A 22,712-nucleotide genomic window follows, 5' to 3' on the forward strand; every position below is an offset into this window, starting at 1 on the left:
TTCGTTCGTCGGGCGCCAAAAAATCGGCGGACCGCCGGGCGGCCCGCCGCAGGGTGGGGAAGGGTGCGGGATCGTCGATCATGGGTGCTGGCGGGGCCTTGCCTGTTGGTTGCCGGTCGGCGTCTGCGCCTGCGCGTTGCCCGCCGCCTGAAGCGCGTTCTGGGCTTCGGCACCCGCCGATACCGGCTCACGATCGCGGATCGACTCCGCGGCGTTGTCGAGCACCGAAGCGGCGGCGGGATCGCTCTGCTCGGCCGCATTTTCGAGCTGGTCGGCGGCGTTGTCCGCGGCGGAGTGCCCGCAAGCCGCCAGCAGCAGGACGGCGCATCCGATCACGTAGCGGCGCGGGATCACGGCGTGTCGTCCCCGGCGGCGAGCGCGGTCTCCTCGTCGCGATCGAGCTGGCGGTCGATCTCCTCGGCGATCAGGTCGAGCTGCTCGAAGGTCGATTTGATCTCGACCGTCTGGCCGTCGTCGATGTTGAAATGGATCAGATAGTCGTGGCCGCGACGTACGATCTCAAAGCCTGTCAGGGTCGCCATGACGCATCCTCCAAAGATGCGGCACGAACGACGAAGCTCGGGGGAAGTTCATTGGCTTAAGAAAAATTAGAAGATATTTTTCAATATCTTAACATAGGTTACTCAAAGAAGATCGCGCGGCTCAGTGCCCGGATTACGCCGTCCACGTCGAACGGTTTTTCGCAGCGGACGACATGATCGAAGCGGCCGGGTATCGCCGTCGCATCATAACCGGTGGTGAACAGGAACGGCACCTGGCGTCCCTCCAGTGCGTCGGCCAGCGGGAACACCGCTTCACCGTTCAGGTCGACGTCCAGCAGTGCGCCGTCGATCCGTCCTGCCCCCTCGCTCGCGGCGAAGCCTGCGGCGAGCGAGGCGACGGGGCCGACGATGATCGCCCCCGCGTCGACAAGTTCCGAGCGGAGGTCCTCGGCAAGGAAATACTCGTCTTCGGCGACCAATATGGCGCAATCGCGCAGCGATGGCGGGGGCATGGGCACGTCCTTCCAAGGGACAAGTCGCGACGCCACCCCACGAACAATCGACAACGTTCGTGTTCGGGGATCGGATCCTCGACACGGCGCGAGAATGGCCCGGTTCGAAGCTTTGCGGCGTCTGGTACTGGCAGGGATTATGGGCTGGAGGCGGAGACGTCCCGGAAGTGGGCCTTGGGGATGTGCGTTATCCGACAGGCGAGGTCGGCCTCGCCCGAGGCAACGATGTAATGGCCGGGGGCGCTCGCCTGCTCGTCTCCGTCGGCGATGCCGGTCGTGAACACCACGTCGCGGACGTAGAGCTGGTGCTCGATCGGCCGGGTGAGCTCGGCATCGGCTTCGAGGAGGGGAGCATGCTCGGTGTGGAGCACCCGGGAAGGGTCGCGCCGATCGAGCAGCGACCAATAGGTCCGGTAGATGCCGACGATCTCCTTGGGCTCGACCCCATGCCACAGCGTCAGCCATCCCGCGTCGGTGAGGATCGGCGGCGTCCCGCCGCCCATGCGGGCGGTGGCGATGGTCGCCGCATGCGGGCGGAGACCGGGCGCCGGGTACGGCTTCCAATGGCGCGCATCGGGGGAGGTCGCCAGGTTTATCGACGGGCCGGCACGCCATTCGCTGCCTGGCGGATAGGCGAAGTACAGGTCGCCCAGGGGGCGGGTCTGCGCCCAGTAATGCCCGTCGATCAGGCCTTCGAAGATCAGCATGTCCTTGTTCTGGTGATCGAGGACGATGTCGGCGAAGCTCCAGTCCAGGCCGTTGTCGGACGTATAGAGCGTGGTCGAATGACGCTCGGGACTCACCGAGCAGGTCGTCATGAGCCATTTGCCGGAGACACGGCTGATGCGGGCGTCCTCCACCCCATAGCATTGGAAGCTCCCCTGCGGCGCGATCGCACGATCATAATGCATCGCCACCACCTCAAGGGCGTCGGGAGACAGCTCGACCGGCAGCAGCCACGACAACGAGGTCAGCGCCATGATTCGCCAGCCGCCGCCGCGTAGCAGGAATTTGCGGGGGTCCGCCGTGTCGACGAGATCGAGCGGCCAGGCGTCGAGCCGGTAGCGCCCCCCGCCGCGCGGTGCGACCTTGCCGGCCGGCAGGTCGTCCGCTTCCCAGCGGATCGCATGCACCTTGCCGTCGCGGATGGGATCGCGCAGCGCTTCGGCGATCCGGACCATCGCCAGCAGATTGCCGTTGGGAAGGCGCGTCAGGCCCGGATTGAACGCACCCAATATGTAGGTCTCGGCATCCAGATGCCCGGCCAGCGGCGATCGCGCCGGATCGATATCGTCCGGTCGCAGGATCAGGCGGTCGACATGGTAGCGGCTCATCACTGGGACTCGATCAGATGTCGGCGTCGGCATCGGGGTGGGGGCGGCCCTTGTCGTCGATCCTGGCGGTGGCGCTGTCGAGCTTGTGCGGCCCAGGCTCCTGCCGGCCGCCGCGGCCTTGGGTGACGTCGAGCGTGTCGACCGGCCGGTCGAGCGTGTCGCTCGGATGGCGGCCCGAACCCTTGGGTTGATGCTCGGTCGAGATGTTCGGACGGGACTGCGTCATGACGGCCTCCTTTCAAAGCTGCCACAACCAGTGCACCCATGCCGCGTTCCCGTCGTTTCGCCGCCGGGTTGCCGATCCTCTGCGGTGCATTTACTGATATATGTTAAGATACTGATCTAATTTATATTTTTGGGAGGGTGGGGCCCGCCTGGCGGAACGGCTCCCCACTTCCGCTCGTTCGTCGCCCATCAAGCATGTGGCTTCACGGAGAGGATGCGATGAGCCAGACCAGCAACGGCGGCACCGGCGCGGACGGGAACGGCCCCGACGCGCGGCGGACCGAGGAGATGCCGCGCCGCGGACCGGCGGGCGACGCCCGGCCGGACTTCGATGGGCCCGATCCGCGGACGCGGGGAGGACAGCCTCAGGAGGATGTCGAAGATCGCGGCACGGTCGGAATGGTCGAGCCCGACGACTATCCCCAGGCCGATCGTCGCGACAGTCGTCCGACGGATATCCCCAGCGATCCGGCGGGGCAGGCCCCGGCCGAAGGTGGTGACGACGTGCCGCCCCCGACCCCTGGCTCGCCCCAGCGGTCGAACGGGGGAGGGAGGCCATGAGCGAGGACGATCCCCGCATGCGCGCGCAGAAGCCGGGGCTCGTTCCCGGGCGGCCGCACCATCGCGACGACGAACCCGTGCGCCTCGATGGTAGGCCCGAGCCAGGCAGGAAACGCCCCGTGCCGAGCGGAGACAGCGCTCTGCCCAAGGAAGATCGGTTCGAGCCGAATGAGCAGCTGTAGCCGGATCACTCCCAGAAACTCTTCCGATCAAGACGAATCGTTTCCAGCCGTCGACAGCTGGAGTGGCGACCCGTGGAATAACCCATGTATATATGCGCCGCCCGGCATTGGCTTAGGTTTTCATCCTCATGGCGATCGACGGCATTTTGGCAAAGCGACTGGACAATTTCGTATCGCTCGATCCGGACGAGCATGCGCTGCTGGCGCGGCTGACCAGCGAACGCGTCCGGCGGAGCGCAGCGCGGACCGATATCGTCCGTGAGGGCGAACCTACTCATGTCCTGCGTCTCTTCCTGTCGGGATGGGCCTGCCGGTACCGAACGCTGGAGGATGGACGCCGGCAAATCCTGGCCTTCCTGCTTCCCGGCGACCTGTGCGACCTCAACAACTATGTCCTTTCCGAGCTGGACCACAGCATCGGCGCGCTCACGCCGGTCCAATATGTCGAGATACAGCATGATCGCGTCGCGCAGCTGATGGCTGACCGGCCGCGCCTGGCGCAGGCCTTCTGGTGGCATATGCTGACATCGCTCTCGATCCAGCGGGAATGGACGCTCAACCTGTCCCGCAGCGCATTCGAACGGATCGGCAATCTCTTCTGCGAACTGTTCTTCCGCCTGCGCGCGGTCGGTCTGACCCAGGGGAGGCGCTACGATCTGCCGATAACCCAGATCGAGATGGCGGAGGCGACGGGGCTCACGCCCGTCCACGTCAACCGGACGCTGCAGGAGATGCGGTCCGAGGGGCTGATCATCCTCAAGGAGCGCGTGCTCGACATTCCCGATATCGCCGCCCTCCAGCAGGCGGTTCTTTTTTCTCCCACTTATCTGCATCTTCGCTTGGCGGCCGCTTCCTCCAGCGCCACTATGGGGGCGAGGCAGGTGGCCGAGAGCGGATGACGGACAGCAACACCGAGATTGCCGCGCTGCGTGAGGCGTTGCGCAGCGCCGAAACCCGGCATGCCGAGGATTCCGAACGTATACGCCGCCTCGAGCAGGATCTTCAGGAGGTTCGCCAGGAGGCGCGGCACTCGATGCGAAACATCCTGTCGGTGGTGCGTTCGATCGCCCGACGATCGGTGGCAAGCGCTCGATCGATCGAGGAATATCGGCAATATATGGACGGGCGGATCGGCGCCTTCGCACGCGTCCAATCGGCGATCTCGCGCCATCCGGGACGCGGCGTGGACCTGGGATCGCTCGTCGCCGACGAACTGGTCAGCTTCGGCGTGCGGCTCGACGGACAGGCGACGATCGAAGGGGAGGCAATTCGTCTCCGCGACAAGCCGGCGGGGCTCCTCGGCCTCGCTTTCCACGAACTCGTCGTCAACTCGCTGACCTTCGGCGCGTTGGCGGCCGAAGGTCAGTTGCACATAACCTGGCGGCGCCAGGCCGAGGGACCGGCGTCCGATCTGTGGATCCAATGGGCCGAAAACAGGGTTGCGCCCGGCGCCCTGTCCCGCCAGCCGAAACGGGGCTTCGGCTCGCAGGTGCTCGAAGAGGCGGTCGCCTATGAGCTGGCGGGATCGACGCAGATCGACCTGTCGGAAAAGGGCCTGGTCTGCAGCATAAGGCTTCCCGCGTCCTGTCTCGCCTGACGGCAGGCCCCGGCGAACGGGGCCTGCCCGGACGATCTGTCAATCGGCGGCGTAGCTGTGCTTCAGGGCGCTGGCCCGGTCATGGCCCTCGCGAACCGACTGATAGGCCTGCTGGATCACCGATCTGCTGTCGGGCGACAGGTCCGTATCGGCCAGTGCGGTTTCGTATTTTTCCTTGAGATAGTCCTCGCCTCGTTCGACCTCCTCGATGACCGCGCGGTCGTTCTGGGTGGTGAACACCTGTCGCAGGTCCATGAAGGTCCGATGCGCGGCGGCGGCGAAGCTGCCTTCGTCCTCCGGCGTGCCACCCCGGCGGCGAACCTCATCCTGCAGCAGCGACACGACCCGTCGGCGATCGCTGGCGAAGTCGCGGAAGATGTCGGCGAACTTGCCGCTCTCGTCGTCCTCGATGGCATCCTCGAAGCCGCGAATGCTGTCGATGGTCGTCTTGATCAGGGTGTTGAGGGTCGAAACATCGTCGTCGCTGGCCATGAGTCTGCTCCTTTTGTGCGGAGCCTCGACAACCGGGACTGCCATCGCTTCGCTGCATTCATATCGGCCTGGTGGTGACGGCCCGGTGTGGTTTCGAGACGGTCCGAGAAAGGTTGCCCGGACATCGTCGAAGGGCTTGTTAACATAGGTCAAGATATTAATATTAAAGGACTTCATCCTCGCAACGACCGGAACGCCTCGTCCGGTTCCGGGTTCAGCGTCGGTTAGCCGGACTGGAGGATGCCGTGAACGACCATCATCGTCAGGACAGGGGAGACGACGCGCCTCCCGCGACCTCGAAGCAGCGCGACGATGCCTTGGACGAGGTCGCGGGAGGCGCGGTCGAACCCAAAGGCGATTCACTGACCGGGCGGACCGTGACGATCAACCGGCCGCGGGCAGAGGTCTATGCCTATTGGCGCGACTTCGCGACGCTGCCGACCTTCATGGACAATGTCGAACGGGTCGACAGGATCGACGAGAAGCGCTCGCACTGGGTGGTGAAGGCGCCGGCCGGCCGCACCGTCGAATGGGACTCGGTCATCACGGAGGAGCGTGAGGGCGAGACGATCGCCTGGGCATCGACCGAAGGGGCCGACGTGCCCAACAGCGGGCGCATCGATTTCCGCGATGCGCCCGGTGGGCGCGGCACCCAGGTCACGGCAACGATCGTCTACGACCCTCCCGCCGGGGCGGTCGGAAAGCTGATCGCCAAGATTTTCCAGAGGGAACCCGCCATTCAGGCGCGTCGCGACCTTCGCCGTTTCAAGCAGCTCATGGAAACCGGCGAGATCGCGACCGCCGCCCGCACCCGCAAGCAGTTCGAGGAGGAGGCCTGATGCGCGCGCTGACCTGGCACGGCAAGCATGATGTCCGCGTCGAGACCGTCGACGATCCCGAAATCCTCAACCCGCGCGATGCGATCATTCGGGTCACCTCCACCGCGATCTGCGGGTCCGACCTTCACCTCTATGACGGTTATATCCCGACGATGCGGAAGGGTGACATCCTCGGCCATGAGTTCATGGGCGAAGTGGTCGAGACCGGTTCCGGCTCGACTTTGGAAAAGGGGCAGCGTGTCGTCGTGCCCTTCACCATCGCCTGCGGCGGCTGCTTCCATTGCTCGAAGCACCAATATTCGGCCTGCGACAACGGCAACCCGGCCGACAACCAGGACATCGCGATGGAGCTGTACGGACAGCCGATGTCGGGCCTGTTCGGCTACAGCCACATGACCGGCGGCTATGCGGGCGGGCAGGCCGAATATGTCCGCGTGCCCTTCTCCGACGTCGGCCCGATCGTCGTCCCCGACGGGATCGACGACGACGAGGTGCTGTTCCTGTCCGATATCCTGCCGACCGGCTGGATGGCGGCGGAGAACGCGCAGATCGAACCCGGTGACACGGTGGCGATATGGGGCTGCGGCCCGGTCGGTCTGTTCGCGGTCCAGTCGGCGATGCTGATGGGGGCAGAACGGGTGATCGCGATCGACCATTTTCCCCGCCGGCTGGAGCTGGCGCGGCGGTTCGGCGCCGAGACGATCAATTTCGAGGAGACCAGAACCTATGAGGCTCTGATGGAGATGACAGGCGGGATCGGTCCCGACGCGGTGATCGACGCGGTCGGTCTGGAAGCGCACGGCTTCTTCGTCGACAATGTGATCGACCAGATCAAGGCGTCGACCTTCCTCGGCACCGATCGCACCCATGCCATCCGCCAGGCGATTGTCGCCTGCCGCAAGGGCGGCCGCGTCTCGATGCCGGCGGTCTATGGCGGCATGGTCGACAAATTCCCGCTCGGCGCGCTGATGGAGAAGGGCCTGACCCTCAAGACCGGACAGACCCATGTGCAGCATTATATGCCCGGGCTGCTCAGCGCCGTGATGGAGGGCAAGATCGATACGACCTTCCTGATCAGCCATAGGCTGCCGCTGGAACGGGCGCCCGACGGCTACCGGATGTTCCATGACGATCAGGACGAGGTGACCAAGGTCGTGCTCAAGCCCGGCATGCATTGAGGAGAGACGAGATGGCAGGCAGTTTCGCGATCGTCACAGGCGCCTCGAGCGGGATCGGCTTCGAACTCGCCCTGATCGCTGCGGCGCAGGGCCATGACCTGCTGGTGGCCGCCGACGAGCCGCAGATCGAAGCCGCCGCCGCCGCTTTCCGCCGCCAGGGCGTCGATGTGACCTCGGTCCAGACAGACCTCGCGACGATCGAGGGCGTCGACAGGCTGCTCCAGGCGGCAGACGGGCGTCAGGTCGACATCCTCTGCGCCAATGCCGGGCGGGGCCTGGGCCATGCCTTCGTCGATCAGCGGCTGGACGACTGGCGGCGCGTGGTCGACACCAACATCACCGGCACCGTCTATCTGCTCCAGAAGGTGCTGTCCGCCATGGTTGCGCGCGACGCGGGCCGAATCCTCGTGACGGGGTCGATCGCCGGCTACATGCCGGGCAGCTTCAACGCGGTGTACAACGGCACCAAGGCCTTCATCGACAATTTCACCGATGCGCTGCGTAACGAGATCAAGCACTGCAAGGGCGTCAGTCTCACCACGCTGATGCCGGGTCCGACCGAGACCGAGTTCTTCGAACGGGCTGAGCTGATGGACACCAAGGTCGGACAGCAGGACAAGGACGATCCCGCCAAGGTTGCGCGCGATGGCTGGGATGCGATGATGAAGGGGGAGGCCCACATCGTGTCGGGCTGGAAGAACAAGATCCAGAAGACCCTGGCCAACGTCACCCCGGCCTCCGCCCTGGCCGAGATGCATCGCTCGATGGCCGAGCCGGGCATGGCCAGGGACGCCTGATGTCGATAGCCTTGCGGGGCCATGATCCGACCGTCGAGCGGACGGTCGGCTGATATTCCCGCAAGGCTTCGATCGGTTCAGGCCTTGGCGGCGATGATGATGATCTCGACCTTGTGCTCGGGCGTCGCGAGCTTGGCCTCGCCGGTTGCGCGGGCAGGGGCCGGGAAGCCGGCGATCCAGGCGTCCCAGACGGCGTTCATCTCGGCGAAGTCGGCCATGTCGGCCAGCCAGATCGTCGCCGACAGCAGGTGATTCTTGCTGCTCCCGGTGCGTTCGAGCAGGCTCTCGACCGAGGCCAGCACCGCCTTGGTCTGCTCGGTCACGCTCGCGCCGGGCGCGCCGACCTGGCCGGCGAGGTAGACGGTGTCGCCGTGGATCACCGCCTGGCTCATCCGCGGGCCCTGGTCGATGCGTTCGATGGTCATTCTCGTTTCTCCTTCATTGATCCTATGATCGGTAGCGGTCGATCGCGAGATCGGCGGTCTCGATCGCCGGCCGCTTGCCGCCGATGATGTCGGCGATGACGTGGCCGGAGCCGCATGCCATCGTCCAGCCCAATGTGCCATGGCCTGTGTTGAGGAAGAGGTTGCGATAGCCGGTCGCACCGATGACCGGGGTGCCGTCCGGCGTCATCGGCCGCAGACCCGTCCAGAAGCTCGCCTGCGACAAGTCGCCGGCATCGGGAAAGAGCGATCCCACGCAATGGTCGAGCGTGGCGCGCCGCGCAGGCGGCAGGTCGTTCGAATAGCCCGAGATCTCGGCCATGCCGCCCACCCGGATACGGTCTCCCAGCCGGGTGATCGCGACCTTGAAGCTCTCGTCGAGCAGGGTCGACACCGGCGCCCGGGCCGGATCGACGATCGGCACGGTGATCGAATAGCCCTTGACCGGATAGACCGGCAGCCGGATTCCGAGCGGCGCCAGCAGCAGCGGCGAATGGCTCCCCAGCGCGACCAGGTAGGCGTCGCCGCCGATGTCGCCCTGATCGGTGCGGATATGGGCGATCCGGTTTCCCGACGCCACGATCGCGTCGATCCGCCGCCCGAGGACGAAGCGGACGCCCTCGGCCCTGGCCAGTTCGGCGAGCGCATTGGTGAACTTGAAGCAATCGCCGGTCTCGTCGTTCGGCAGCCGCAGCCCGCCCGCGATCGGCGAGGCGCTGTTGGCGAGGCCCGGCTCCGCCGCGATGCAGCCCGCCGCGTCGAGCAGCTCGAAGGGAACGCCGTCGGCCTTCAGCACCTCGATGTCCTTGGCGACGCCGGCGAGGTCCTTCTCCCGCCGGAACAGCTGGAGCGTCCCCTGGCTGCGCTCGTCATAGCGGATGCCGGTCTCCTGGCGCAGCTCGATCAGCCGGTCGCGGCTGAACTCGGCGAGCCTGACCATGCGGCCCTTGTTCACGCGATAGGCGCTGGCGGTGCAGTTGCCGAGCATCGCGACGAGCCAGCGAACCATCGCCGGATCGAAGCCCGGACGCACGATCAGCGGCGCGTGCCGCATGAACAGCCAGCGCAGCGCCTTGGCCGGAATCCCCGGCGCGGCCCATGGCGACGCATAGCCGGGCGATATCTCACCCGCATTGGCGAAGCTGGTTTCGAGCGCCGGGCCGTCCTGCCGGTCGACGACGATGACCTCGTGCCCCGCGCGGGCCAGATACCATGCCGAGGTGACGCCGATCACCCCGGCGCCGAGGATCACGACCTTCATGGCTGTGCCGCCTTCTGCTGATGGAGGGAGAGGGAAGGGAGGTAGCTCCGCGCATAGCGATGGCCGAGCTGGGTAAGTATCTCGTAGGAAATGGTGCCGGCGTCGCGCGCGACGTCGTCGATCGACTGGTGCGGGCCGAGCAGCTCGACCAGGCTGCCGGGGAAGAGGAGATTCTCCGGTACGTCGGACACATCGATCGTCAGGCTGTCCATCGAGATCCGGCCGACGATCGGCGCGCGATGGCCTCCGACATAGGCGGCGCCGCGGTTGCCGAGCGAACGCGGCCAGCCGTCGGCATAGCCGACCGACAACGTGGCGAGGCGCGCCGGCCGGTCGAACCGATGCGTCAGGCCATAGCCGACCGCCGTTCCCGGCTCGACCGTGCGGAGCTGGATGACGCGGGCGTCGAGCGTGACGACCGCGCGCATCGGGTTCGGACCGGTCTGCGGCGCGCCGCCGTAGATCGCGATGCCCGCCCGGACGACGTCATAATGATGGGCGCGCGGCAGCAGCGCGCCGCCGCTATTGTCGAGCGACCGGGGAATGCCGGGAAACCGCGCGCAGAAGGCATCGAACGCCCTGGCCTGATCCTCGTTGGAGGCTCGTTCCGGCTCGTCGGCGCAGGCGAGGTGGCTCATCGCCAAGCGGATGTCGAGCTCGTCCAGCCGCTCGGGCTGGTCGATCAGCGCCCGGACCTCGTCGGGCGAGAGACCGAGCCGCGACATGCCGGTATCGAACTGGATCATGCACGGCAGGCGAGTGCCGGACGTGCGCGCCAGCGCGGCCCAGCGATCGATCTGGTCGAGCGCGTTGAGCACCGGCACCGCGCCCAATTCGGCGCAGGCCGCCTCGGCGCCGGGCTGGAGGCCGTTGAGGACGCCGATCTCGATGCCGTCGCCGATCGCTTCGCGCAACCGAGCCGCCTCGACCAGATGGGCGACGAAGAACCGCCGGCAGCCGACATCGCGCAACGCCGCTGCGACCCGCGCCGCGCCCAGGCCATAGGCATCGGCCTTGACCACGGCGGCGACCTCGGCGGGCGCTGCTCGCCGCTGGATCAGGCGGTAATTGTCGATGATCGCGTCGAGGTCGATCCGAAGGATCGCACCGGCGGCTGCATCGTTGGCGGTCATGGCCTCTCCCTGTGTCGAGAGGAAGTGTAGCCGCATGATCGTCGGAATATTTCTCCGATATTGATTGATTGTTCGTTTTTTGATTTAAATTTGAATATATCTTCGAATAGTGTCGAAGATCGGGGAATCTGATGGACGGCATCGATCGTGAGATAATTCGCCTGCTGAAGCAGGACGCGCGCCGGCCCAACGCGCAGATCGCCGAGGCGGTCGGGCTGTCGCCGTCGGCTTGCCATCGGCGGATCAAGTTGCTCGAACAGAGTGGTGCGATCCGCGGCTATACCGTGTTGGTCGGGGCCGCCGAGGGCGGGGACGGGCTCGCCAATTTCCTGATCCAGGTCACGCTCGATCGCCAGACCGAAGATTATCTCTCCCGCTTCGAACATGCCGTCCGCGAGGTGCCGGGTATCCGCGAATGCTTCCTGATGACGGGCGGCGCCGACTATTGGCTCCGCGTCGAGACCGAGGGGGCGGCGGGCTATGAGGAGATACACGGCCTCCTGTCGCGCCTTCCCGGTGTCGCCCGGATCAATTCGAGCTTCGCTATGCGCGACGCGCTGCGCCCGCGCCCGTCGCGCCGCTGAGCGATCCGGATCAAAGCGACTTGACGCCGCGCCCCATGCCCTCGCCCGGCTTGGGCTGACGGGTCCGCTGCCGCACGCGCAGGAATTTCAGTGTCGTCGCTACTGCGAGAACGGCGAGCGTCGACAGGATGAGCAGCTTCGATCCCGACATCAGGATCAGGCCCAGCCCGACCAGCAGCAGGATGCCGATCAGGGCCAGGTCCGATGTCGACGGCGGCCAGCATTGCTCGCAATGACAACCACGGTGGTGACGCATTCCTGATCTCCTTAGTTCGGTACCGGTGTAGGCCTGAGACCGCCGGAATGCGCGTGAGCCGCATCACGCGGCTGGAAGGCGCTTGCCCAAAATGTTTCGCGAACTTCCTATGGAGTGATCGCCGTCACGCGTAATCGCCGGACTCGCCGATTATCTGACAGGCTGAGAAGATCGTCACAGGGCCGTTCATCATTTCAATTGTCGGGCGCCTTGCTCGACAGGCGGGCCTTCGTCGTCCGCGGTAGCGGCTGTTTCGAACGATATTCTTCGAAGGACTGCAATGGGGGGCCATTGTTTCTGACGAAGGAGGTTATCGTGACTGAAGCAATCGGACCGATTTTCGCCGCGGGTTTCCAGACCGTCACCAAGGACGGCTATCCCCTGCTGTTCCTTCCCGACGCCAACAACGACGCGCTCCAGCGCGAGGGCAAGCCGCCGGTCTATCACTGGCTGCCGAACAGCGTCCGCCTCGCGCGGAAGGACAATGGCGACTATAAATTCTCGTTCCTCCAGTTCGTCGGCGTCCAGAGCGAGGACAGCAATGTCGGCGTCGAAGGGACGCAGGAAGTGGCCGGCGCGCTGTGCGGCTTCTCGACCACCAGCTCGCCGCCGCCCGAGGTGCTGAAGCAGGCCGGCGACGAGCTGGTCGACCGCTTCCGCGGCAGCGACGATTATTATTGGGGCTGGCGCTCGCCCGCGACGCCGATGATCCGTCCCGCGCCGATCGTGTCGAACACCATGTCGATCACCAGCCTGTCGCCGAACGCCGACGGCTCGATGCCGTCGGTCGCCTCAGGCGGTGGTGCCGCGCCGAGCCCGGCACCGGCGGGCCCCGCTCCGGCAGGGCCGGGCGGTCCGCCGAGCCGTTCGCTGATCGCCGCGCCCGAGCTGCGCGGGCTGACCCGTCCGCCGCTGCTCACCGAGCTGCCGCGCACCATGACCCTCGACCGCGCGATGCGCGCGTCGAACCTCGACGCCTGGTACGCCAATCTGGCAGGCAGCGGCCCCGGTTCGGTCACGCCCTTTGCCGAGAACGCCTTTTCCGGCCTGCTCGGCAGCTATCCGGCGGCGATGGTGTACAGCACCTTCCACGGCGGCCAGTCGGCGATCACCGTCTGGCAGATCCTCCAGCTCAAGGTCTGGAGCCCGATCTGCGAGATTCGTATCCGCGGCGACTGGAGCCGCATCCAGGATCATTTCTCGGCGGCGGCGCATGCCGGCGGCTGGTTCTGGTCGGCGGACATCAAGGCCGAGTTCAACTCGATGCGCCAGAACGGCACGATCGAGAGCGAGATCCTCGTCGACTCGACCCTGCCCAATGCCGAGAAGATTCAGGAGATGATGGAGAAGCGCTCGGATCTCGTCTTCCAGAAATTCCTCGACCAGGCGAACAAGGTCATCTTCGAGCCGGCGCCCTATGACGAGAAGGCAGCCGAAGCGAGTGGCGGCTTCCTCGGCCTGGGCGGCGGCGGCGCGGTCAAGCTGCGGCGCGACCGCGTCGATCTGAAGCTCGAGTTCCACGAGAAGCGGCAGATGGCCTATCTGCAGCCCAACCCGATCAGCGGCCAGCTCGAAGGGCTGTACGACGAGATCAAGGCCAATCCCGACGCCGAGAAGAAATATTTCCAGAAGATCTTCCTCGACGACTGGAACCGCTCGGTCACGCGCGTCTTCAAGCCGGTCGTCAACTGGCCCGATCCCGCCAAGAAGTGGGTCGGCCAGCCGGTCGCCTTCCTGTCCGCGCAGGTCGGCTATCCCGATACCGAGGGCAATCTCCAGTGGACCGGCCACATGTTCCAGGCGAGCGACAAGCCTGACGAGAACTGGCGCGTCAAGATGACGATGAAGCGCAAGGACGAGGTCGAGAATCCGCCCGCCGGCTGGGAACCCGACAAGACCTTCATCAAGCGCCAGGTCCACTTCGGCGAGCCGCCGAACGAGACCGAGAATCCGTATGTCCGCGTGTCGATCGAGAAGAATGTCGTGGATCTCGATCCGGGCGACGCCGGCGTGCCGCTCAACCTCGTCAACAACGAGATCCGCGTCGACAATGTCGGCGGGATCAATTGCGGGCCGATCTTCCTGGGCGTCGACCTGGAGAACGACAAGCAGATCGTCGAGGTGACCTTCCAGGCCGAGGGCAAGACCGAGGACGGCAAGGATCGCGTCCCCGTCACCTTCTCGTGGCGCTTCGGCGACCAGGCCGAGCCGCGCTACTGGATGGTCTATACCGGTGATCCCGATTACCTGCCCAAGTTCAAATATCAGGTGCGGGTGCTCGTCAAGGGCAGCATCTTCACCAAGGGGCAGGAATGGATTGGCCCCTGGCAGGAGGCGAGCGGCAACGGTCCGATCATGCTGACCGTGCCGACCCCGCAGGATGCGGGCGTCGTCACCCGCGAACTCAAGATCCCGATGGTGGGATCGAAGACCAAGCCTGTCGCGCCAGCCGTCCTCGCGCCGCCGGCATCGGGGCAGGGGAGCCGTCCGCCCGCATCGGGCAATGGCGCCCACCCGCCGGCGCCCCCCTCGGCGCCTCCGTCGCGCAGCGTGACGGCCAAGCCTCGCACGGTCGCCGGCTATGATCTGGGGCCTGCGAAGGCCGCGCGCGGCAAGGGGGCGATGCCTCCGGGCAAGGTCGCCGGACAGGACCGCGAGCGCGAGCTGGCGGCGCGGGAAGCGCGCGAGCGCACGGCATCGAAGCGGCGGCGCAAGGCCTCCGAGGAGATGTTCAGCCCGGTGCCGAGCGAGAGCGAAGCCGCCGCCCAGGCGCGGGCGCTCCACCTGAACGGCGCGGCCTGACGGCCGGCCGAGCGAGAGGACGGGATCATGTCCGGTCCGAACGAGAAGCGGGGGGCTCCGGGCCCCGGCCAGCCGGAACTGGCGTCCCCCGCACCTCCCCCGCCCGACCCGGATCGGGGGCTGGTTCTGGCCCTCGACCCGGAGGGCCGGGCGAAGGCGGCGATCACGATCGTGCTCGATCGCCGCCCGCCAGCCAGCGGCGGGTCGATCGAGCCCTATGTCTCGCACGCGATGCTCGGCTTCACCGGGCAGGTCGATGGGCCGGCCTTCGCCCGCTCCGCCCGCTTCGTCCTGCGCGACGGCGACACCGCCCTGCAACAGGTCGACGCGATGGGCGAGCGGCCGACGGCGGCCTTCTCGTTGACCGTGCAGCGGGACGCGGCGCTTCGGCTGCTCGCGGCGCTGCGCGGCGAGGCGAGCGGCATGGCTCTCGCATGCGACGTCGAACGGCGCGGGGCGGTGTCCGAGCCGCTGATCGTCCGGGCGCGGCTCGCCGATGTGGCGGCGGCACTCGATCCGGCCGGGCTGCTCGATCGCGCCATGATCGGCGGGATCGCGGCGGCGATGCTCGACGCCGGCCGCCTGTCGGTATCACCCGCCGGAACGCCTGATCGCGAGACGCTGGTCGACGGCTTCCTGGCGATGGCGCGGCCGATCCTGCGCCCCGTCACCACGGAGGCCGGGCGGCGCTGGCGGGTGCTGCCGGTCACGCCCAATCCAATGACGCTGTCCGGCCGGATCGACCGGCCCGGCGGCGCCACGACCGAACGGCGCAGCTATGCGCGGCCGCTCGAGACGCTGCTGGCGCCGATCGCCCGGGCGGACGATCTCGACCGCTATGTCCGGATCGTCGCGCCCGACGGGAATGGCGGCTTCGGGCCGGTGCCGCGCCTCGTCGCGCAGCCCCGGTCGCGCGACGCGTCGCCGATGATCAAGCTCGCCCGGTTCGACCGGACCAACATGGTCCAGCTCCAGGCCGCCGCCCAGCCCGTCACCGCCCGTGTCGACGCCCATGCGCTGATCGCGACCGCGAACGTCCAGCCGGCGACGCCGCTCAAGCCGTCTTTCGCCGCGATCGCCGATCTCCAGATCATGCCGGTGCAGGCCGCCGCCACCGAGGAGGCGCTGCCGGAGGTCGATACCAAGACCGCGCCGCTGTGGCGCGACAAGGTCGATCCGAACCGCTTCTGGTACGCGCCGGCTTTCACCCTGGCGGCCCCGGCCGCGACCGACGATCCGGACGGCGCGGCGTTCGGGATGCTGTTCCATGCCGAGGGGCATCGCACCGACGGCACGGCGGGCCTGAGCGGCACCCTGCATTTCCGGCTCGACCGGGGGATGAGCGCCGAGACTCTGGCCGCGTGGAACGCGGCGGGCCAGCCCGCCGCCGCGCCGGTCCCGACGGGCAACCTCTCGGTGCAGCTCCTTGTCCCTTTCCGTGATGAGGCAGGCGCCACGCGTACCCAGGCCTTTCCCGCCGAGCTGCACGAGGAGGGGGATGCGGTCCACGCCGAGGTCGCGCTGATCGACGACTGGGTGCGGCTTGCATATGGCAGCCTCGCCTATCCCGATTTCCAGAGCCGGGCGCCCGAATTGTCGGTCGCCTACAGCTTCCGCGGCTATGTGCCGATCGACGAGGGCAATCTGCAGCTCCTGTTCGATCGCAAGGCGGCGCTGGTCGCGCTTGGTACCGGCCGGCGTGCGCGGTCGCTCGGCGCCGGATATCTCGACACCGACATGCTGAGCTGGTCCGACGGCGCGGCCTCGGTGAAGTTCAGCCGGGAGCCCGCCGGGCGATCGAGGGCGGCGATGGTCGCGCGTCCGCGTCCCGCCGCGGTGGCGACGCTGGCGGTCAAACCCAACCTGCTCCAGGCCGCGACGATCGCCGAGCTGCTGCGCAGGCGCCGCTATGGCATTCGGAGCATCGCGCGGGCGCAGGCGCTGCCCGCAGTCCTCCCCTGCAGGGATTTCGGCGCCTTCTACCGCGAGGATCGGGATGGCGAGATCGTCGCGATCGGCTGCCAGGACGCCTTCCGCCTCGGCCAGACCGTGTATCGCCAGTTCGAGCGCCTCGACGATCTCAGCGACGCGACCGCCAGCGTCTGGCGCTCGCTGCAGCAACCCGGCCGCTTCCTGGTCGTGCCGGCGCGCTGGTCGATCGGCCGGTTCGACCTGCAGGCCCCGGCCGAACGCGCCTATCGGCCCGCAATCTTCCTCTATTCGAGCGTCGATGCCGACGATCCGGCGAACAATCGTTGCGCGTTGCTCGCCTCGCTGGTTCCAGACATCGATCCGGCCCGTTATCTGGCGATCCGGCGCGGACTGGCCGGGCTGGCCGCGACGCCGCTGCTCCTGTCGCTCGACGATGTCGAGGCGCAGATCGGTTTCCGCTGGACGGTACCGGCCTTGTCCGGCCTCACCGTCACGGCGGTCAAGCTCGGCGCCTGCATCCAGGTCACCGCCGAATGCCCGCTCGACACGACTCCGCTGCTCGTCTCGATGCTCGAGACGAGCGGGCTGGCGGGCGCGGTCGACTTCACCTTGCCCGACGGAACTGTGATCGCCTGCGACCTCGGCATCGACCTCAGCCGGATCGTCGGGCCGGTGCCTGGCGGCCCCGTGCTCGTCGAGCGGGGGGGAGGGACCATCCGGCTCGCCAACCCGATCGAGCGACCCATCGACGTCGGTGAGATCGTCGTCGAGCCGCTTGATGGCGAGCCGGTGACGATCGCCGTCGACCGCCGCATCGAACCCGGTGCGTCGATCGAGGTCGCCGCCGATCCGCCCGCCGGGGCGCTGACCGTGCTGTGCGCGCCGGCAGACGACGGCGCGGCGACGCTGACCGAGATCCGCAGCTTCGTCGAGGACGTCCACACCAACGTCGCCTTCGTCAATCTGGTCAACTACGCCAATCACGGGCTCGCGGCGCTCTCCGCCGAGGTCCGCATCCGCGACGTCGAAGGCAGCCAGCGGCTTGCGCTGGAGGAGACGCAGCCGGTCTCCTCGCTCGACTTCGTGCTGCCGCTCACCCGCTACCTGGCGAAGCCGGTCGTCGAGTTCGCCGTCACCAAGAGCTTCGCCGACGGCACCGTCGCGACGACCGCCTGGCTCGAATGGCACCTGGCCGACGACGGCAACGTCATCAGCCTTTCGTGGGAACTCATTGCGTGACCGCCGGAATGGTCCGGCATTTCTGAGGAGAATGATGATGGCTATGGGAATGTCTATCCACATCGGGCTCAATAACCTCGATGTATCGTCTTACGGAGAGCAGACCGTGCTCGCCGGTTGCATCAACGACGCCGATTCGATGCAGAGCCTCGCCGCGGGCCAGGGTTTCCAGACCCGGCGGCTGGTCGACGAGGAGGCGACCGCCGATGCGGTGATCGAGGCGATCTCCGACGCGGCCAACACGCTGCGGTCGGGCGACATGCTGTTCCTGACCTATTCCGGCCATGGCAGCCAGGTGGACGATGCCGATGGCGATGAAGCCGACGGCCTCGACGAGACCTGGTGCCTCTATGACCGGATGTTGATCGACGACGAGCTCAACCAGCTCTGGTCGCAGTTCGAGGCCGGGGTGCGGATCCTGATGCTGTCCGACAGCTGCCACAGCGGTACCGTCGCGAAGCTGATCAAGGAGCGCAAGCTCGCCGCCTCGCCGCAGCTGCGGGATATGTTCAGCCCGGCGTCGATCAAGCCGCCCAAGGTGACGACGCGCGCGTTGGCCATGCGCAGCGGCGGGACCCCACCGCCGGCGGTCGGCACCGTCCGGCCCGCTCCGATCGCGGCGGTTGCCGCCGACGCCCAGCGCATCCCGCCCGCCGCACCGGGAGAGGTGACGTTCCGCTGGCTCGATCCATCGGCCCGGCGCCGCAGCATCGAGAAGAATGGCGGTCTCTACGGCACCCTCCAGCGGCTGATCGGCCGCGACATCGACGGCGACATCCAGGCGTCTGTGATCCTGATCTCCGGTTGCCAGGACAACCAGCTGTCGGCGGATGGAGACGGCAACGGCCTGTTCACCGAGACGCTGCTCAAGGTCTGGAACGACGGCGGCTTCACCGGCGACTATCGCGCCTTCCACAAGGCGATCCTCGATCAGATGCCGTCGACCCAGTCGCCCAATTACTTCACCACCGGGGCGTCCAATCCGACCTTCGAGGCGCAGCGCCCCTTCACGCTGACGACCGATGCCACCAACGAGCCGGTCGCCTCGTCGCTGTGGGTGACGGGCCCCGAGACGATGGACCGTTCGGACGCGCCGCCGACCTTCCGCGTCAATGGCGGTCCCAATCCCTATTTCATCTTCGAGATCACCAGCGAGGCGCGGCTGTTCGACACCGGAAATGTCGGCGACGGCGAGCGGACCGACGACAATTTCTACGGCTCGTGGAGCGACTCCGCCCATCATAGCGGCACCGAATACAGCCTGCCGCAGGCGGTGTGGGACCGGCTGAAGCACGCCGACACGCTCTATTACCGGATCGGCTCGACCGAGGCGTCGACCGGCTGGGGCAACTACATGGTCTCGACGTCCGACCAGCAATATGACCTGGCGCCGTCGATCTCGCTGAGCGGCGACGCCGTGTCGGGCGAGGAGGAACAGCCGGTCGACGACGGTGCGGCGAGCGGCCTGCCGTCGATCAGCGGTCCCGACAGCATGGCGGCGGACGATCCCGCGCCCAGTTTCACCATCGACCGCGCCGGTGCGCCCTATGCCGTCGTCGAGGTGGCGACCGACGGGGCGCTGTTCGCTGACGACAGCGGCCGCACCGACGACAATTTCTACGCGACCTGGCAGGACAGCGACCTGCTGACCGGCGACCAATGGGACATGCCCGACGCGGTGTGGAGCCGGCTCGCCCCCGCGGGGACGATCTATTATCGCGTGGGAACGACGACCAGCGAGACCGGTTGGGACAATTACACGGTCTCCACCGAGGACGGCGACGGCAACCAGGCGCCGATGATCTCGGTCAGCGCGACCCGCAGCCGCACGAAAGGCAGGCCGAGGGCGCTCGCGCCTGCCATGGCCTGACGGCGGACTGCCCGGCGCGACCGCCAAGACGCGCCGGGCAGCGCCATTTTGATGGCCATCCGCGGTGAAAGAGGTCTAATCCACATTATCGCCGCCGCGAAATTGGGTTATGCGGGGGACAGCGCCGATGGCCATCGATGCAGGGGACGTTGCCGTTGGAAGTCGATGAGCGAATTGTCGCTGTTCAGGCGATCCTCCGATGCGATGAACAGACGGCGCAGCGGCTCGACGCCGCGCTGACCTATCAGCATGTACCCGCCAAGCAGGTGATCGCCGCCCAGGGGGACCGGTCGGCGCATTGCTGGTTCATCATCGACGGCTCGGTCCGCGTCCACACCTTCGGGGTGGACGGGCAGCGCCAGCAACTGGCGCAGCACGGCCCCGGCGAGCTGTTCGGCGCCTATCCCGAGCCGACGATCCACCGCGCCGAGATATTGGCGCTCACCGCCTCCCACCTGCTCCGCGCCGAGGCGCGGACGCTCGCCGCGCTCGCCGCGGAACATGCCCAGATAGGATCGGCGATGGCGATATTGCTCGCCCGGCAGCTCGACATGGCGCTCGACCGGATGGTGGCGCGAACCACCTACAGCGCCGCCGGCCGCGTCTATGCCCAGCTGGCGCAGCTCGCCGGCGACGCCAACCGCATCGCCCCGCCGCCGATCGTCACGACGCTCGCCCTGAGCGCCAATACCACGCGCGAGACGGCGTCGCGGGCGCTCGCCGCGCTGATCCGGCGCGGCATCGTGCGCCGCACCGACGAGGAACTGACCATCCTCGCTCCGCGCATGCTGCAGGAACTGATCTACTGACGAGCCCACTTTTCGTCATTCCCGCGAAGGCGGGAATCCATAACCTCCGAACCGCAAGAGGTTCGAACTTCAGAGAATATGGATTCCCGCCTGCGCGGGAATGACCGTGAGGGAGATGGCTGGCAGGGCTCCGAAACCCCTCAGCCAGCCGCCGCCAAGGGGAACATGCTGACCGGAATGTCGCCGAGCGGCGTGACGATCTCGCCCGCCGATTCGAAGATGCGATCGGGCGCGTGCAGCTCGATCGCGAGCGCGCCGGGACAGGCGGCGAAGACGCTCGACGGCGGCGCGGCGCGGGCGAGCAGCATCGCCAGCTCGGCCGCATCCGCGGGGATGTCGGCGCCAGGGCCGGCGACGCGATAGTCCAGGCCGATCCGGTTGCCGGGGCTGGCGCGCAATATGTCCAGCGCCAGTTCCACCGCCGCGGCAAGCGTATCGACGCAGAGGATCATCTGCCCGGCCACGGTGCGCGGGGTACAGCCCGGCGGCAGCGGCAGGCCGGCGGGAAAGGGGGCGGCAAGCGCGAGGATGGCGCACCGGCTTCGTTCGGCGAGCGGGTGGTCGCGTCGCGCCTCGGAGCGGGGGACGACGATGTCGTGATGGGCAAGGCCACGATCGCGCCATACCCGTTCGGAGACCGAGGCCGGATCGGTCGACCGCCGCACGCGCAGCGCCACCGCTTCGCTCGCCAGGGATCGCGCGCGGCGCAAGGCGAGGCCCATCGATATTTCCTCACCCAGCACGATCGCCGCTTCGGACAGCGGGCCGGTGTCGGGCAGCGTCTCGATCGCCTCGGCTGTCTCGATCAGACGGTCGAAGCGCTCCACCCAATGCGCGCCGAACGCTGCGACCGATTCCTCCCGGAACAGCTCGATCGGGGTAGGGAGCACGACGTGGAGCTGCGCGCCGCGCGCCACCGCCAGCTCAGCGATGACGATGTCGGCTCCGGCTGCGAGCGCGCCGAACACGAAGCCGGGCTGGATCTGGTCGAGAGCCGCGCCGATCGCCGCCCGGATTTCCTCGTCCTCGGCGGGCAGGCCGATCAGGCCGCTGAAATGCAGGCCGGCGGGGGGACGGAGATGATCGAGGATGTCGGTCGGCTCGCCCATGCGATCGAGTACGAAACGGAGTTGCCGAAGCGTCGCCGCATGATCCTCCCACGCAGCCGGCGTGCCTGCGACCGCTTGTTCGAGCGCGGCCTTGCCGGCGGAGACTCGTCCTAGCAGCAGCTCGGCCTCGGCTCGCGTCGCGCCCAGCCAATAGCTCGTCTCCGGCTCATGGTCGCCGCTGTCGAGCAGCGCGATCGTCCGCTCCGCCAGCTCGCGGGCCCGGTCCGGCTTGCCGTTGAGGAAGGCGATCGTCGCGGCGTTGATCAGCGGATAGGTCGCGCGCCGGTCGCCGGCGGCGGCGAGATATGCCGCCTCCGCCTGGTCGAACAGCGCGGAGCGTTCTGCGCCGGCGCTCTTGAGCGCGCGGTCCTTGAGCAGGCGGCCCCGCAGGCTCAGCGCATCGTCCTGCGTCGAATCGAGCAGGCCGGCCGCTTCGAACATGTGCCATGCGCGAAGCGTGTCTCCGGCGCGGGCCGTCTGTCTGATCAGTGCGAGGCTCGAGAGAGTCACGTCGTCATCTCCGGTCGATAGCCGTTCGTCGCTTGTCGGTCAGGTGCGCATCGGAGGCGGGTTCTTGATGTCGGGATCGATCGTCAGGACGATCCATTTCGGCTTGCCGTCGCAATGTCGCTGCAGGAAGTCGACGTTGATGTTGAAGGGGTGGGTGGTATCGTACTTGCCGCCCTTGTTGTGCTTCGCCACGAAACGGGCGACGCGATAGTGGTCGAGCTTCTCGTCATAGCCGTCATATTCGAGGCCGCCGTAGAAGCCGCCCAGCTCCTCCTTGGTCGTGATCGCGTCGAGCTCCTTCGAGAAGAAGATCTGGTCGCCATGGAGGTGGATCTCGACGGTCGCATCCTCCTCGATCGCGATATATTCCAGCTCGGTCGGGTCGCTCCCGTCGGTCTTTTCCTGATGATAGCGCAGCGCGATGCGTCCGTCCTCGACGCCCATCAGGACGTGGAAGCGGATGATCTTGGCCGGCTTGATACCGTGCGGCGCCAGCCGGCCTAGCGGTTGCTGGATATAGGTGGGGCGGCAGGTGCGCATGACG

General features: G+C 67.2%; 23 protein-coding genes and 1 pseudogene. 12 read left to right on the plus strand and 12 right to left on the minus strand.

Features of this window, described 5'->3' with window-relative positions; translation table 11 throughout:
* Positions 1-78: 78 nt before the first annotated feature.
* From B5X82_RS22690 to B5X82_RS22710, 5 genes are all read right to left on the minus strand, one after another.
* Positions 79-354 carry a hypothetical protein gene (locus B5X82_RS22690; RefSeq protein WP_079650577.1) on the minus strand — a complete coding sequence of 92 codons (276 nt, stop codon included), beginning with the start codon at positions 352-354 and terminating at the stop codon, positions 79-81.
* A complete protein-coding gene (locus tag B5X82_RS22695; RefSeq protein WP_079650579.1) occupies positions 351-542 on the minus strand; it encodes a hypothetical protein in 192 nt (63 codons plus the stop codon). The genes B5X82_RS22690 and B5X82_RS22695 overlap by 4 nt, the downstream gene beginning before the upstream one ends.
* Positions 543-640: 98 nt before the next feature.
* Positions 641-1,015 (minus strand): response regulator, encoded by a 375-nt coding sequence (locus B5X82_RS22700; protein ID WP_079650580.1) that lies wholly within the window; start codon positions 1,013-1,015, stop codon positions 641-643.
* 137 nt (positions 1,016-1,152) lie between these two features.
* Positions 1,153-2,349, minus strand: coding sequence for a glycoside hydrolase family 130 protein (locus tag B5X82_RS22705; RefSeq protein WP_079650582.1), 1,197 nt, complete (start codon positions 2,347-2,349; stop codon positions 1,153-1,155).
* A gap of 13 nt (positions 2,350-2,362) precedes the next feature.
* Entirely contained in the window at positions 2,363-2,575 is a 213-nt protein-coding gene (locus B5X82_RS22710; protein ID WP_079650583.1) for a hypothetical protein, read from the minus strand.
* Between the two features lie 218 nt (positions 2,576-2,793).
* Here B5X82_RS22710 and B5X82_RS22715 point away from each other — a divergent pair, with 218 nt between their 5' ends.
* The 4 genes from B5X82_RS22715 to B5X82_RS22730 all read left to right on the plus strand — a co-directional run bounded on the left by B5X82_RS22715 (position 2,794) and on the right by B5X82_RS22730 (position 4,914).
* Complete coding sequence (locus tag B5X82_RS22715) at positions 2,794-3,135, plus strand: hypothetical protein (RefSeq protein WP_079650585.1); 342 nt, start codon at positions 2,794-2,796, stop codon at positions 3,133-3,135.
* The gene (locus tag B5X82_RS22720) at positions 3,132-3,317 is read left to right on the plus strand and encodes a hypothetical protein (RefSeq protein ID WP_079650587.1); all 186 of its coding nucleotides are present in this window, start codon (positions 3,132-3,134) and stop codon (positions 3,315-3,317) included. Before B5X82_RS22715 ends, B5X82_RS22720 begins: the two co-directional genes overlap by 4 nt.
* A 146-nt stretch (positions 3,318-3,463) precedes the next feature.
* Positions 3,464-4,216, plus strand: a complete 753-nt coding sequence (locus B5X82_RS22725) for a Crp/Fnr family transcriptional regulator (RefSeq protein WP_209046729.1) — start codon at positions 3,464-3,466, stop codon at positions 4,214-4,216.
* Positions 4,213-4,914, plus strand: coding sequence for an HWE histidine kinase domain-containing protein (locus B5X82_RS22730; RefSeq protein WP_079650590.1), 702 nt, complete (start codon positions 4,213-4,215; stop codon positions 4,912-4,914). Before B5X82_RS22725 ends, B5X82_RS22730 begins: the two co-directional genes overlap by 4 nt.
* A gap of 39 nt (positions 4,915-4,953) precedes the next feature.
* On the opposite strand, the gene B5X82_RS22735 is transcribed toward B5X82_RS22730, so the two are convergent.
* Positions 4,954-5,406 carry a PA2169 family four-helix-bundle protein gene (locus tag B5X82_RS22735; RefSeq protein ID WP_176152681.1) on the minus strand — a complete coding sequence of 151 codons (453 nt, stop codon included), beginning with the start codon at positions 5,404-5,406 and terminating at the stop codon, positions 4,954-4,956.
* Between the two features lie 245 nt (positions 5,407-5,651).
* On the opposite strand from B5X82_RS22735, the gene B5X82_RS22740 reads away from it, so the two are divergent.
* Genes B5X82_RS22740 through B5X82_RS22750 form a run of 3 tightly spaced genes read left to right on the plus strand, consistent with a single transcriptional unit; the run spans position 5,652 to position 8,220 of the window.
* The gene (locus B5X82_RS22740; protein WP_079650594.1) at positions 5,652-6,245 is read left to right on the plus strand and encodes an SRPBCC family protein; all 594 of its coding nucleotides are present in this window, start codon (positions 5,652-5,654) and stop codon (positions 6,243-6,245) included.
* Positions 6,245-7,423 carry a zinc-dependent alcohol dehydrogenase gene (locus tag B5X82_RS22745; protein ID WP_079650596.1) on the plus strand — a complete coding sequence of 393 codons (1,179 nt, stop codon included), beginning with the start codon at positions 6,245-6,247 and terminating at the stop codon, positions 7,421-7,423. Before B5X82_RS22740 ends, B5X82_RS22745 begins: the two co-directional genes overlap by 1 nt.
* Before the next feature lie 11 nt (positions 7,424-7,434).
* Positions 7,435-8,220 (plus strand): SDR family NAD(P)-dependent oxidoreductase, encoded by a 786-nt coding sequence (locus B5X82_RS22750; RefSeq protein ID WP_079650598.1) that lies wholly within the window; start codon positions 7,435-7,437, stop codon positions 8,218-8,220.
* Between the two features lie 77 nt (positions 8,221-8,297).
* Here B5X82_RS22750 and B5X82_RS22755 read toward each other — a convergent pair whose 3' ends face one another.
* Genes B5X82_RS22755 through alr form a run of 3 tightly spaced genes read right to left on the minus strand, consistent with a single transcriptional unit; the run spans position 8,298 to position 11,057 of the window.
* Positions 8,298-8,645, minus strand: a complete 348-nt coding sequence (locus B5X82_RS22755) for a RidA family protein (RefSeq protein WP_079650600.1) — start codon at positions 8,643-8,645, stop codon at positions 8,298-8,300.
* 22 nt (positions 8,646-8,667) lie between these two features.
* Entirely contained in the window at positions 8,668-9,924 is a 1,257-nt protein-coding gene (locus B5X82_RS22760) for a D-amino acid dehydrogenase (RefSeq protein ID WP_079650602.1), read from the minus strand.
* On the minus strand, positions 9,921-11,057 hold the full coding sequence (gene alr / locus B5X82_RS22765; RefSeq protein ID WP_079650604.1) for an alanine racemase: 1,137 nt from the start codon (positions 11,055-11,057) through the stop codon (positions 9,921-9,923). The genes B5X82_RS22760 and alr overlap by 4 nt, the downstream gene beginning before the upstream one ends.
* 131 nt (positions 11,058-11,188) lie before the next feature.
* On the opposite strand from alr, the gene B5X82_RS22770 reads away from it, so the two are divergent.
* Positions 11,189-11,641, plus strand: coding sequence for an Lrp/AsnC family transcriptional regulator (locus tag B5X82_RS22770; RefSeq protein WP_079650606.1), 453 nt, complete (start codon positions 11,189-11,191; stop codon positions 11,639-11,641).
* 10 nt (positions 11,642-11,651) lie between these two features.
* Here B5X82_RS22770 and B5X82_RS22775 read toward each other — a convergent pair whose 3' ends face one another.
* Positions 11,652-11,897, minus strand: coding sequence for a hypothetical protein (locus tag B5X82_RS22775; RefSeq protein WP_079650608.1), 246 nt, complete (start codon positions 11,895-11,897; stop codon positions 11,652-11,654).
* Between the two features lie 315 nt (positions 11,898-12,212).
* On the opposite strand from B5X82_RS22775, the gene B5X82_RS22780 reads away from it, so the two are divergent.
* The 4 genes from B5X82_RS22780 to B5X82_RS22795 all read left to right on the plus strand — a co-directional run bounded on the left by B5X82_RS22780 (position 12,213) and on the right by B5X82_RS22795 (position 20,549).
* A complete protein-coding gene (locus tag B5X82_RS22780; RefSeq protein WP_079650654.1) occupies positions 12,213-14,699 on the plus strand; it encodes a hypothetical protein in 2,487 nt (828 codons plus the stop codon).
* Positions 14,700-14,726: 27 nt separating this feature from the next.
* A complete protein-coding gene (locus B5X82_RS22785) occupies positions 14,727-17,870 on the plus strand; it encodes a hypothetical protein (RefSeq protein WP_079650610.1) in 3,144 nt (1,047 codons plus the stop codon).
* Between the two features lie 49 nt (positions 17,871-17,919).
* A complete protein-coding gene (locus B5X82_RS22790; RefSeq protein WP_079650612.1) occupies positions 17,920-19,740 on the plus strand; it encodes a caspase family protein in 1,821 nt (606 codons plus the stop codon).
* 155 nt (positions 19,741-19,895) lie between these two features.
* Positions 19,896-20,549 (plus strand): Crp/Fnr family transcriptional regulator, encoded by a 654-nt coding sequence (locus B5X82_RS22795; protein ID WP_079650614.1) that lies wholly within the window; start codon positions 19,896-19,898, stop codon positions 20,547-20,549.
* Between the two features lie 140 nt (positions 20,550-20,689).
* Here the strand turns inward: B5X82_RS22795 and B5X82_RS22800 are convergent.
* Together B5X82_RS22800 and B5X82_RS22805 are read right to left on the minus strand one after the other, a co-directional pair.
* Positions 20,690-22,177: pseudogene (locus B5X82_RS22800) on the minus strand (tetratricopeptide repeat-containing protein); the annotation flags it as partial.
* A gap of 30 nt (positions 22,178-22,207) precedes the next feature.
* Positions 22,208-22,708 (minus strand): nucleotide synthetase, encoded by a 501-nt coding sequence (locus B5X82_RS22805; protein WP_079650618.1) that lies wholly within the window; start codon positions 22,706-22,708, stop codon positions 22,208-22,210.
* Positions 22,709-22,712: the final 4 nt, after the last annotated feature.

This window comes from Rhizorhabdus histidinilytica, assembly GCF_900167915.1.
Taxonomy (GTDB): Bacteria; Pseudomonadota; Alphaproteobacteria; order Sphingomonadales; family Sphingomonadaceae; genus Rhizorhabdus; species Rhizorhabdus histidinilytica.